This window comes from Rhizobium sp. FKY42 (genome assembly GCF_005222835.1).
GTDB lineage: Bacteria > Pseudomonadota > Alphaproteobacteria > Rhizobiales > Rhizobiaceae > Neorhizobium.
Map to the genome: position 1 here is coordinate 16,163 of NZ_STGA01000002.1, position 11,449 is coordinate 27,611.

12 protein-coding genes are annotated in these 11,449 nt (G+C 58.6%); 1 reads left to right on the forward strand and 11 read right to left on the reverse strand.

Annotation, left to right across the window (positions count from 1 at the left end; all coding sequences use genetic code 11):
* The first annotated feature begins 53 nt into the window (after positions 1–53).
* Positions 54–821 (forward strand): GntR family transcriptional regulator, encoded by a 768-nt coding sequence (locus E8M78_RS00185; RefSeq protein ID WP_137133138.1) that lies wholly within the window; start codon positions 54–56, stop codon positions 819–821.
* Here the strand turns inward: E8M78_RS00185 and E8M78_RS00190 are convergent.
* From E8M78_RS00190 to leuC, 11 genes are all read right to left on the reverse strand, one after another.
* Positions 781–1,596 carry an aspartate/glutamate racemase family protein gene (locus E8M78_RS00190; RefSeq protein WP_137133139.1) on the reverse strand — a complete coding sequence of 272 codons (816 nt, stop codon included), beginning with the start codon at positions 1,594–1,596 and terminating at the stop codon, positions 781–783. The two genes, E8M78_RS00185 and E8M78_RS00190, sit on opposite strands and share 41 nt — an antisense overlap.
* On the reverse strand, positions 1,593–2,405 hold the full coding sequence (locus E8M78_RS00195) for an aspartate/glutamate racemase family protein (protein WP_246658161.1): 813 nt from the start codon (positions 2,403–2,405) through the stop codon (positions 1,593–1,595). Before E8M78_RS00195 ends, E8M78_RS00190 begins: the two co-directional genes overlap by 4 nt.
* Positions 2,402–3,805, reverse strand: coding sequence for an FAD-dependent oxidoreductase (locus E8M78_RS00200; RefSeq protein ID WP_137133140.1), 1,404 nt, complete (start codon positions 3,803–3,805; stop codon positions 2,402–2,404). Before E8M78_RS00200 ends, E8M78_RS00195 begins: the two co-directional genes overlap by 4 nt.
* A 22-nt stretch (positions 3,806–3,827) precedes the next feature.
* Positions 3,828–4,721, reverse strand: coding sequence for an oxaloacetate decarboxylase (locus E8M78_RS00205; protein WP_137133141.1), 894 nt, complete (start codon positions 4,719–4,721; stop codon positions 3,828–3,830).
* A gap of 65 nt (positions 4,722–4,786) precedes the next feature.
* The gene (locus E8M78_RS00210) at positions 4,787–5,488 is read right to left on the reverse strand and encodes an ABC transporter ATP-binding protein (protein ID WP_137133142.1); all 702 of its coding nucleotides are present in this window, start codon (positions 5,486–5,488) and stop codon (positions 4,787–4,789) included.
* Positions 5,481–6,221 carry an ABC transporter ATP-binding protein gene (locus E8M78_RS00215; RefSeq protein WP_137133143.1) on the reverse strand — a complete coding sequence of 247 codons (741 nt, stop codon included), beginning with the start codon at positions 6,219–6,221 and terminating at the stop codon, positions 5,481–5,483. The genes E8M78_RS00210 and E8M78_RS00215 overlap by 8 nt, the downstream gene beginning before the upstream one ends.
* The gene (locus E8M78_RS00220; protein WP_137133144.1) at positions 6,214–7,194 is read right to left on the reverse strand and encodes a branched-chain amino acid ABC transporter permease; all 981 of its coding nucleotides are present in this window, start codon (positions 7,192–7,194) and stop codon (positions 6,214–6,216) included. The genes E8M78_RS00215 and E8M78_RS00220 overlap by 8 nt, the downstream gene beginning before the upstream one ends.
* Entirely contained in the window at positions 7,194–8,060 is an 867-nt protein-coding gene (locus E8M78_RS00225; RefSeq protein WP_137133145.1) for a branched-chain amino acid ABC transporter permease, read from the reverse strand. The genes E8M78_RS00220 and E8M78_RS00225 overlap by 1 nt, the downstream gene beginning before the upstream one ends.
* A 68-nt stretch (positions 8,061–8,128) precedes the next feature.
* A complete protein-coding gene (locus E8M78_RS00230; protein ID WP_137133146.1) occupies positions 8,129–9,346 on the reverse strand; it encodes an ABC transporter substrate-binding protein in 1,218 nt (405 codons plus the stop codon).
* A gap of 54 nt (positions 9,347–9,400) precedes the next feature.
* Positions 9,401–10,015, reverse strand: coding sequence for a 3-isopropylmalate dehydratase small subunit (leuD, locus tag E8M78_RS00235; protein WP_137133147.1), 615 nt, complete (start codon positions 10,013–10,015; stop codon positions 9,401–9,403).
* Between the two features lie 10 nt (positions 10,016–10,025).
* On the reverse strand, positions 10,026–11,432 hold the full coding sequence (gene leuC / locus E8M78_RS00240; RefSeq protein WP_205910201.1) for a 3-isopropylmalate dehydratase large subunit: 1,407 nt from the start codon (positions 11,430–11,432) through the stop codon (positions 10,026–10,028).
* Between the last annotated feature and the right edge of the window lie 17 nt (positions 11,433–11,449).

Below are 11,449 nucleotides of genomic sequence, written 5' to 3' on the forward strand. Positions count from 1 at the left end.
CCGAAATTCTCGCTCCAATAACCAACCTCTATTCATGCTGGACCGATCTCTAGATGGCTGAAATTCATTCGCCAACGCCGCTCTATCATCGCATCTATGCCGTCATGCGTGAGCGGATCATCAAGGGTTATTATCCCAGCGATGTTGCAGTCCCAAGCGAGGCGGAACTCTCCGAGAGTTTTTCGGTCAGTCGCATCACCATCCGCAAGGCGATGGAAATGCTGACGGCCGAAGGTCTGGTGACACGAACCCGCGGGCGCGGCACGTTCGTCAACGACCGCACGAAAGAAAACAAGCTCAACCGTGCCGTGGTATCCAACATCAACGGTCTGTTCAGCTATCTCAACGCGGTTGGCCAGAGCACGCGGCTAAAGGTTATCAGCCTTGATCTTGGCGAGGCCCCGCCGCGCATCTGCGCGCAAATGGGTGTTTCGCCAACAACCCCGCTGGTTCGAGCGGTGCGCGTTCGCTTCCTCGACAAGCGACCCTATTCCCTGTCCATTGCCTATCTCCTGCCTGAGATCGGCCAAACGCTGAAGCGGCAGGATCTCGCAACCACCAACATGATCGATCTGGTCCATGAGGCGGGCGCGACAGTCGAGCAGGTCGAGCAGACATTGACTGCGACCCTCGCTGACGATTACGCCGCCAAGCATCTGGAAATTCCGGTTGGCGCACCGTTGATGCTTGTCAACCGGTTGTTCTTCAATGCAGATCTCAAACCGTTCTACGTTGCCGAGATCTTCTACTGCGCGGACCGGTACGAATATCGCGTGTCGCTCAAGAGAGAGGACGGCAAGGATTTCTCATTGGGGAATTAGAGGCCTTCTTCGCTTGCTCGGCCGCCGCGCCTGCCTTCATCATGGCATGCAGCATATCGAGCCGTGGCTCGACGGGTGCCGGATAGACATCGCGTCCGTGTGTCAGGCCAAGCGCTAGAAAGGTCTCGACCAGCTTGTAAGTCAGCGGACCGGGGTTGACCACCGGGACCGGCAGGTTCGCGGCCAGATATTCACCTGCCTGATGCATGGTTGTCGAACCAAGGCAGATGACTTCTGCGCCATCTTCCTCAATGCAGCGCATCGCTACGTCACGCATGCGCGGGAATACCTTATCTTCCTTGCCATCCAGAAGATTGGCGAAATCCGGCGGCTGATCGAAGCTGCGAACAGAAGCACATTGCCGATCAAAGCCATATTCTCGAATGGCCTTCCGGTAACGCGGCAATGCCGGCTCCCACTGGGCGAGCACGGAAAACTTTCCGCCCAACGTCAGCGCGTAGAGCATCGAGGCTTTGCCCGCACCGATGACCGGGATCGAGAGAACGGAACGCAACATCACCATGCCGCTATCGGACATGGTATCGATGCAGACTGCATCGAAGCCTTCCGCTTCCGCGCGACACCCTGCTTCGAATATCGCGAGGTCCATAAGGCCCCAGTCATGCGGTGACATGAAGGATGTCGGCCCGCAAGTGACAGGGCGGTAAGTGAGTTCCCAGTCTGCTGGCAGCGGCACGTAGCGGGATTGAGCCTGACGGTTCTTCACGCCCTCTTCATCAAGCGCGAACGGAACGATAACCAGAATGCGTGTCATGGGTTTGACTCCAGATAGTCGGCTCCAGCCGCACCAATTGCGCGGATCATGTCATGCTTGGGTGAAAGCGGTGCAGGCCATGTGGCCTTGCTGTGCGTCAGCTTGAGATCCAGCGCGATGGAAGCCAGCTTGTAGGTCAACGGGCCGGGATTGATAACGGGCACGCCAATGCGTTCCGAAAGCCAGGAATGCGCTTCGTGCATGGTCGTGGAACCAAGGATCAAAACCTGTGCGCCATCCTGTTCCACGCATTTTCGCGCCGCATCCAGAAGCAGCGGAAACACCTGATCTTCCTTGCCGGACAGCAGGCTCTTGTTATCCGGCGTCACGCCAATCGAGCGCATGGAAGCGCATTTGTGCTCCATGCCAAGTTCGCCCAACGTCTTGGTATAGAGCATCTTCCATCGGTCCCACATCATCAGGATGGAGAACTTGTCCCCCAGCATCTGCGCCACCAGCATGGAGTGGCGGCCTGGTGCAATGACTGGAATCCTCAGAACAGATCGAAGCATGGACATGCCGCTATCGGACATGGTGTCGATGCAGACCGCGTCGAAACCTTGGCTCTCGGCATCCAGACCGGCATCTAGAATGGAGAAGTCGGCCAGTGCCATATCGTGCTGGCTGGAATAATTTTTCGGGCCAACGCGAACCGGACGGTAGTGGAATTCGATACCCGGTCCCAGATCCACCGCCTGCATCTGCGCCTGCCTGCGGGCCAGATCCTCCTCGCCCATCGGGAATGGCACGATGACCATAACCTTCTTCATAAGCTGTTCCTCCACTTCATGTTCTTTCTGAGTGATCATGCCGTTGCTGCTGCAATCCTCGCCGCACTGATGCCCGCCAGTCGGCCGAAGGCCGTTGCACTCAAGAGGCCGTTGCCGGAAAGATAGCCGTAATTGGAATCGCCGGAGACCCCGCGCGCCGCGCCGCCGCCCGCCATCAGGTTTGGTAACGGTGTTCCGTCCTCGCGCAGCACTCTGGCCTCGGCATCAATCACCAGCCCACCCTGCGTGTGAAAGAGGGCACCGTTCACCTTGACGGCGTAGTAGGGCGGCTTGAGCAGTTGCTCCTGCGTGAAGTGCCGACCGAAGCGGTCCGGCTCTCCCGTTTGAGCCGCCTGCTCCACCGCCCGCAATTCTTCGGAGACGATATCGAGCGGAAGCCCCGTTGTCGCAGCCAGTTCTTCAACGTTGGCAGCAGTTTTCACGACGCCCAGCTTGCGCAGTTCGCGATAATCATGAAAGCCCATGGCTGCGTTTTCGCCCGAAGCACCATAGATATCCCAGGCCACATTCCCAGGCTGCGCCGCCACCTCCGCCGCGTGTTCGGAATAGCCGCGCATTTCGTTGGAAAAGCGCCTGCCCTCCAGGTTCAGCAGAATGCCGCCCTTGGTGATGACCGCCCAGGTCAGTGGCAGGCCATGCGGATGCGCAACGGAGCCATGGCCTTGGTAGGCACCCATGTCAGCCAACCCGGCGCCAAGCGCCTCACCCCATTTCACCGCGTCCCCGGTGTTGGAAAGGTGGCCACAGCATTCGGCGTCCGCGATTTCGGGAATGTATCGCCGTACCATTTCGGCGTCACCGGCAAAACCGCAGCAGGCGAGAATTAGGGCCTTGCACCCCAACATTTCCACTGCCCCATCCGGGCGTCTGAACCTCACGCCGGTGATCCGGCCAGCGGCATCGACATAGAGATCTTCCACCGACGCTCCGGTGATCAGGTCAATCCCTGCATTGGAAACTGCCGAAAGCAGGTTCTGCTCCAGATCAGCCCCTGTGCGGCTTTTCGGTCCATGCATGCGCAGACGCGAATGGCCGGGATAGAGAAAGCCGGTCACCAATTCGAACTCGACCTTATGCTTCTCCATCAGCCAGTCGATCATGGGTCCTGCCGCCTTGGCTGCGGCAAGAGCCTGATCGTAAGGCGTGTGATCATGCGTCTTGGCGACGAGATCCTGCGCGAAGAGTTCCGGGCTATCCTCGATACCCGCTTCTTTTTGAAGCCTTGTACAAGGTGCCGGGATCAGACCAGCGGAGAGAGAAGTCGAACCCGTCGGATTTTCATCCCGCTCCAGAACCAGAACCTCCTGCCCCTCATCATGCGCCGCAAGAGCTGCCACCAGCCCGCAAGCCCCCGCCCCGACAATGACGACCGGAACTTCGAAATCGAACTCGACGCCGTCGGCGGAAATTAATGCCATGATCATTCTCCTGCGCGGGGCATTAGTAGGTGGTGCGGTTTTCTTCCGGCGTGCCGTAACGCGCCTCCAGCTCCTGGATCTCCGGCATGCGCGCCATGTCGAAGAACTGCTTGAAGTTCATGACGTTAGGAGCGATCGAGGCAATCGTCTCTTCGGTCTTGAGAACCTCCAGCGTCTTGCGTGCGGCCTCGCAGGCGGAAAGTAGCAACCAGTTCGGGTAGATGATGAGCTTGAAGCCCAGAGCCTCGATCTCAGAACGCGTCAGGAACGGCGTCTTGCCGGAGGTCGCCATGTTGTAGAGCAGCGGAATACCGGGAAAGCGCGGCGCGATATGCGGCAGGTCATCAGGACCGGGGCTTTCGATGAAGATGACATCGGCACCCGCTTCGCGGTACATTTCCGCACGGTCGAACGCTGCGTCTCGCCCATGAAGCGCCAGCGCGTCAGTTCGGGCAATCACCACAAAGTTCGGGTCGATGCGGGCGTCGACGGCGGCTTTGACCTTGGCGACCATATCTTCCGCGGAGATCAACTGCTTGCCTGCCAGGTGGCCACAACGTTTTGGCAGTACCTGGTCTTCCAGATGCACAGCTGCCACGCCGCCACGCTCGTAAAGCTGAATAGCGCGACGAACGTTGAGCGGTCCGCCGAAACCGTTGTCAGCATCCGCGATCAGCGGAACATCGGAGGCATCGGCGATGCGGGTCGCGTTATCCACCATCTCCGTCATGGTCAGCAGACCGACATCCGGGTAGCCGAGACGCGTGGCGGACGTGCCAGCACCAGTCATATACATGGCCTGAAAGCCAGCCTCAGTAACAAGGCGTGCATACATGGCGTCCACCACGCCTGGAGCCATGAGGGCTCGTTCACCTGCGAGAGCCTGTCGCAGGCGTTGGGTCCGGGTAAGAGACATCGTATTCTCCGTTTCTCCGTAAAATCAGAAGGTTCCGGCCAAAGGTTGCGAGGCCGGAACCTCGTTCACATTCCGAGATAGGCCTGACGCAGCTGCGGATCGGCCAGCAGCTTGGCGGCCTCTCCCTGCATCACAAACCGGCCCTGCTCGATGACATAGGCACGCTTGGCAACGGTCAGCGATTGCATGACGTTTTGCTCGACCAGCAGAACCGCAACACCTTCCGCATTGATTTTGGTAATCAGGCCGAACATCTCCTCGACCATCAGCGGGGAAAGCCCCAGTGACGGTTCATCGAGGATGATCAGTTCCGGCTCGGACATCATGCCGCGGCCGATGGCCAGCATCTGCTGCTCACCGCCGGAAAGCGTGCCCGCCAACTGATCCAGCCTCTCTTTAAGGCGTGGGAAGATCGCGCAGATATGCTCGAAATTCTTCTTCACATTGCCGGAAGCCCGCCGAAATGCACCGAGTTTCAGGTTTTCCGCCACAGAAAGGTTCGGGAAAATCTTGCGGCCTTCAGGCACATGGGCAATGCCCATCGCCACAACATCGCGCGGCTTTTTGCCGGTCAACGTTACGCCTTTGAAGGAAACACTTCCTGCACTCGGGCGAATGAAGCCGGAAATAACGTTGTTCAGCGTCGTCTTGCCGACGCCGTTGGAGCCCAAAAGAGCAACGATTTCGCCTGCCTCGACACGCATGTCGATGCCCTGAAGAACGGCCATCGAACCGTAGCCCGCCTTGATACCAGAAATCTCAAGCATGGCTTTCCTCCTGCAGGCGTGCGGCGGCGCCATGGCCAAGATAGGCCTCCACGACGGATGGGTCTCGCACCAGTTCACGTGGCGGGCCGTGGGCAATCATCTTGCCCTGGTTCAGCACATAGGCCGTTTCCGCAAGGCTCATCACCGCCTGCATCACGTGTTCAATCATCAGGAACGTATGCCCCTCGTCACGGATCTTGCGGATGATACCGACGATCTCGGTGATCTCGGAGGGAATAAGCCCTGCCATGACCTCATCCAGCAGCAGAAGCTTTGCGCCTGTTGCCAGCGCTCGCGCCAGTTCCAACCGCTTGCGACCGGCAATCGTCAAAGACGAGGCGGGCCGATCCAGCATCGCGCCCATGCCGAGCCTTTTGCCCACATCGCGGGCCACCGTCATGGCCTCCTGCCGCTTGTGATGGTGGAGATAGGCACCCACCGCGATGTTTTCCTGCACCGTCAGACCGGCGAAAGGCTGCACGATCTGGAATGTACGGATCATGCCGAGCGCACAGATCCGGTGCGGCGGCAGGCCTGTAATATCCTGACCCTTGAAGCGGACTGTGCCCTCATCGGCCTTGGTGAAGCCTGCAATCATTGTGAAGCAGGTCGTCTTGCCAGCGCCGTTCGGTCCCAGCAGGCCAACAATAGAGCCTTCTGGAACATCCAGCGAGGCATCGGTGACGGCTTTCAGACCGCCAAAGCTCTTGGAGAGATTGCGAACCTCAAGCATCGTCTGCCTCCTGCTTCTTCGTGAAGGCACCAAATTTTCCAGCAAGCCCGACCAGACCCTGCGGCAGGAAGCGAAGCGCGCAGATAAGTACAACCGCATACAGCACGAAGTTCAGACCCGGCGCGTTGGGCAGCAGGTGCTTGGCACCCTCGCCCAGCAGATGCAGGCCAAGCGTTCCCAGTAGCGGACCCCAGACCGTTCCTGCACCGCCGATGATCGGACCAATGAGTGCTTCCACGGAAACGGCGCTGCCATAGACCACGGTGCTATCGATGAAGAGCCAGAGCTGAAGATAAAGTACGCCCGCCAGACCACCGAAGGCACCTGAAATGGCCATGGCTTGCACCTTGATGCGGTAGGTATCAATACCGAGAGCTCGCGCTGCATCTTCATTCTCGCGCACGGCGATGAGATAGGCCCCGAAGCGGGAATATTTGATGAGTGCGGTCAGGATCATGACCACGGCCACGACAATCAGAAGCGCGGTGTATACCACGGTGCGATCTGCAAACTGGAGATTTGCCAGACCGGGCGCAAGCTTCAGCTGCAAGCCGCTGCCACCGCCGGTGAATTCAAAGGATGACGCGCAGATGCGCAGCACTTCAGCAAAGGCAAGCGTGACGAGCGCGAAATAGGAGCCGCGAAGACCATAGCGGAACGCCAGCGCACCAATGAAGGCACCCATTGCGGCACCCGCCAGAATGCCAGCTGCAAATCCGACCAAGGCATTGACGCCATATTTGACCTGAAGAATGGCCGAGGCATAAGCCCCAGTGCCGTAGAGTGCGGCATGACCGAAGGAAGAAAGTCCGCCGAAGCCGCCGGTTATGTTCCATGACATGGCCACGACCGCGATGATCAAGGCATTGATGGTAAAGCCCATCCAGACCGGAGATGAGGCGAAATAGACGCTCAAGAGATAGGCGACAGCGGCGGCAGCAAGTGCGAGCTGGCCGATAGATTGGGATTTCATCAACGCGCCCTCCCCAGAAGACCTGACGGTTTGAACAGAAGGATGAGGATGAAGGCGAGGAATATGCCGATCTGGCCGAGGCTTTCGCCGAGAAACAAGCCGCAGAGCGATTCAATGACACCCAGCAACAGACCCGCGATCAGCGCACCCGGCAGACTGCCCATGCCGCCCAGAACAACTGTGGTGAAGGCAACAAGTACGAAAGTGTAACCGACCTGTGGAGTAATATAGAAGGTTGGCAGCAGAAGGCAGGCGGCAAGCGCAACACACGCCGTACCGATGCCGAAACAGATGGCATAGGTGTGGTTCACGTCGATGCCAACGAGTTCCGCGCCGCGCTTTTCGATTGCAACCGCACGAATGGCCGAACCCGTTTTGGTATAGGCCATGAAGCACCAAAGAAGCGGCGCAACGGCAATAGCTGCACAGAATGCAATCACACGGCCCAGCGGCAGATAGGCGCCGAGGATCTCAACCGTATCATAGGCATAGGCGATGTCCGCCGTGCGGGTGTTGGAGGTCCAGAAATAGAGTGCGAGATTGTCGATGATCATCGAAACTGCGAGCGTGATCAGCAGAACGTTCTGCTCGGAGCCGCTGCTCATCGGCGCAATCAGACCACGTTGCAGCGCATAGCCCAGTGCGAAGAAGGCTGGCAGTACGATCGGTATCGCCAGATAAGGGTCGATACCCAGATGGTACCAAAGAAAATAAACCGCATAGAGCGCCAGCATCAGCAGGCTTCCATGTGCAAAATTGATGATGTGGAGCACGCCATAAATCAGGGTCAGGCCCAGCGCCACCAGCGCATAGACTGCCCCCATCATCAGGCCGCTCAACACAGCGGGAAAGATCAGACTCGACATCAGGGCTCGCCTCTCCGTCTCAGGAAGAACGCCTCCGGTCAGCTTGGTCGACCGGAGGCGGGATTACATCACTTCTTCGCCGGGATCGGGAAGACGGCCTCTGCGCTGGCATATTGTTTTGGGAAGACGAGTTCGATCTTGTCGCCGCGGATCTGCGTGTTGACCGGCTGCGAGTTCACGTTATCGCCGTTGACAAACTTCGTCGGACCATAAGGCATGATCGACTTGTCGAAGGTCGAGGCAGCGAGCGCTTCGATCATCTTCTGGCGATCATCCGTCGCGGCGCGCTCCAATGCATCGGCAATAACCTGAATGGTGGCGTAGGACACCATGACGTCATAGGTCAGGTCCAGCTTCGCCTCTGCCACCTTGGCAGCAAGTGCCTTGGATTCGTCCTTTGTCGGATCGTACCAATGGTTGCAGTCCATCACATACTGGGCGACTTCGTTGTTCTCGCGAACGAACTTGATGTTGGATGCCGCTCCACCGAGGATCGAATAGATCGCCTTCAGCTCGACGCGCTGCTGGTTCAGTGCGCGCGCCATCAGCGTATATTCGTTCAGGTAGTTGGACGGGATCAGGATGTCGGCCTTCGACGCCTTCACACGCAGCGCAATGTTGGAGAAATCGCGCTGTGGTGTCGGGTGCGAGATGGTTTCGACAACCTGAATTCCCTGCTTCGGCAGTTGCTCCGCAAGGATTTTTGCCATGTTAGAGCCGAACGGGCCATCTTCGTGCACGATGGCTGCCGTCTTCACCATATTGCCAGCGCCCTGATTGAGCAGCTTCAGGTTCTCAAGGGCAACGCTCGTGCACTTGTTCACGCCGGGCGTGAAGCGGAACACGTTGGGAAGGCCACGGGAGACGACGGTTTCTGCGGTGCCGATCGAGAAGACCTGAGCAAGATTGTATTTCGCAGCTGCCTGGGATGAGGCAAGACCGAGAGCGGAAGCTGTTGCGCCGGTGAAGGCGCAAGCGCCTGCCTGGACGAGGGTATCGACGCCGGAGGCCGCCGCTTCCGGACGGCTCTGCGCATCCACGACGACCAGTTCGATCTTGCGGCCACCCATGCTCTTGATACCGCCAGCAGCATTGATTGCTTCTGCGGCAAACTTTGCGCCGGCTGCACTCTGGGTGCCGTTATAGGCAAGGTTACCGGTTAGCGGCTCGATCACGCCCACCTTGATGGTGGATGTCTGCGCGCGCAGGATGGAAGGTGCCGCAAGGCCTGCAACCAAAGCGCCGGACACCTTCAACAGGTCGCGGCGATCAATCTTGTAGCTCATCTCTTTATGCTCCCAGTTTTTTATGACGGCGAAAGTTACCTGCTGATCCGCCCGTCAACGGGCCAGCCAGGCATGCGAAGCCATTCGTTCAGTTTCGAACGCCTTGATTTTTTCCATGTAGGTAAAAGTCATCTCGATCTCGTCGAGACCCTGCAAAATGCATTCCCGCGCAAAGGCATCGATGACGATAGGATGGTGGCCCAGATTGCCGGGAAGAACGAGTTCTGAATTCTCCAGATCGACTGTGACCTCCGCCTCGGGAAAACGAGACAGGTAATCCGCCAGCCTATCGCAATTTTCAGCAGACAAACGCACTGGCACGAGACCGTTTTTCAGCGCATTGTTGAAGAAAATGTCGCCGAAGCTCGGGCCGATTATCGCACGAATGCCATGATCTACCAAAGCGTAGACGGCACCCTCTCTCGAAGATCCGCAGCCGAAATTATCCTCGACCAGAAGAATGGTAGAGCGGACCGCGCCCGGTTGGTTCAGCGGAAATGATGGATCGAGCTCGCCCGCCTCGGTGCGCCTGATATCGTGGAACAGGAACTGACCATAGCCCTGCGCTCGGTCTGCTTTCAGGAAACGGCCGGGGATAATCTGGTCCGTATCGCAGTTGACGCCGGGCACAGCGATAACGGTTGAGGTTTCCTTGGTAAATGCCTTCATCACCATCTCCTCACACTCGCCGCACGTCTGTCAGACAACCGGTAATCGCCGCCGCCGCGGCCATTGCGGGGCTGACCAGATGCGTGCGCGCGCCCGGTCCCTGTCGCCCGACGAAATTGCGGTTGGAGGTAGACGCACAGCGTTCGCCGGGGCCAACCACATCGCCATTCATGGCGGCACACATGGAACAGCCGGAATCGCGCCATTCGAAGCCTGCCTCGCGGAAGATCGTCGCAATGCCTTCTGCCTCGGCCTGCTCCTTCACCTGTGTGGAACCGGGAACGACGATGGCCTGAATCTTTGCCTTGCGCCCCTTGAGGATGGCAGCCGCAGCGCGCAGATCCTCGATCCGGCTATTGGTGCAGGATCCGATGAAAACCTTGTCGAGCTTCAGGCCAGAAAGTTCGGTTCCCGGTGCAAGCTCCATGTATTCCAGTGATTTGGCGGCGGCTTTGCGTTTATCCGCACTGTCAAAGGCTGATGGATCCGGCACACGGCCTTCGATGGAAACCGCATCTTCCGGGCTTGTTCCCCAAGTGACCATCGGCGCGATCTCCGCGCCTGCAAGCACGACTTCACGGTCGAAAACTGCATCGGCATCGCTGACCAATTCTCGCCAATGGCTGACCGCTGCATCCCACTCCTCTTCGTTCGGTGCGTAGTTGCGACCGCGAACGTAGTTGAATGTCGTCTCGTCAGGCGCCACCATGCCGAAGCGGGCGGCAGCCTCGATCGACATGTTGCAGAGCGTCAGCCGCCCTTCGATCGACATGTCACGAACCACCTGTCCCGCAAACTCGATGGCGTGACCACCTGCGCCTGCAGCGCCAATCTTTGCAATCAGCGCCAGCATCACGTCCTTAGCGGTGACGCCCTGCCCCAATGTGCCGTTGATCGTGACCCGCATGGTTTTCGGCCTCAGCTGCCAGATCGTTTGCGTCGCAAGCACATGCGCGTTTTCCGATTGGCCAATGCCGAAAGCAATTGCGCCCAGTGCCCCTTGCGTTGACGTATGACTATCGGAACAGACGATGGTCAGGCCCGGCAGCGTGATCCCCTGTTCCGGCGCGACCACGTGAACAATGCCTTGCGAGCGACTGGAAAGTCCGAAGTGGCGAACGCCGCCCCACTCCATATTCTCATCGAACGTGTCGATCATCCGGGCGATGGCCGGACTGGCAGCATCCCTGGACGTGCGACCCAGCGTTGGAACGTAATGATCTGCCACGCCGAAGATCTGTCTCGGCCGGCGCGGCCTCAAACCGCGCCGCTTGAGGTCAGCGAAAGCGTGGAAACTCCCCTCATGGATCATATCCCGGTCGATGTAGAGCAATGAAGGGCCGGAGGGATGGCGCAATATCTCATGCTCGTCCCAGATTTTAGCCAGCATCGTTCGTGGTGCATTCATATGCGCCATGATCTTGGTCTTCCCAT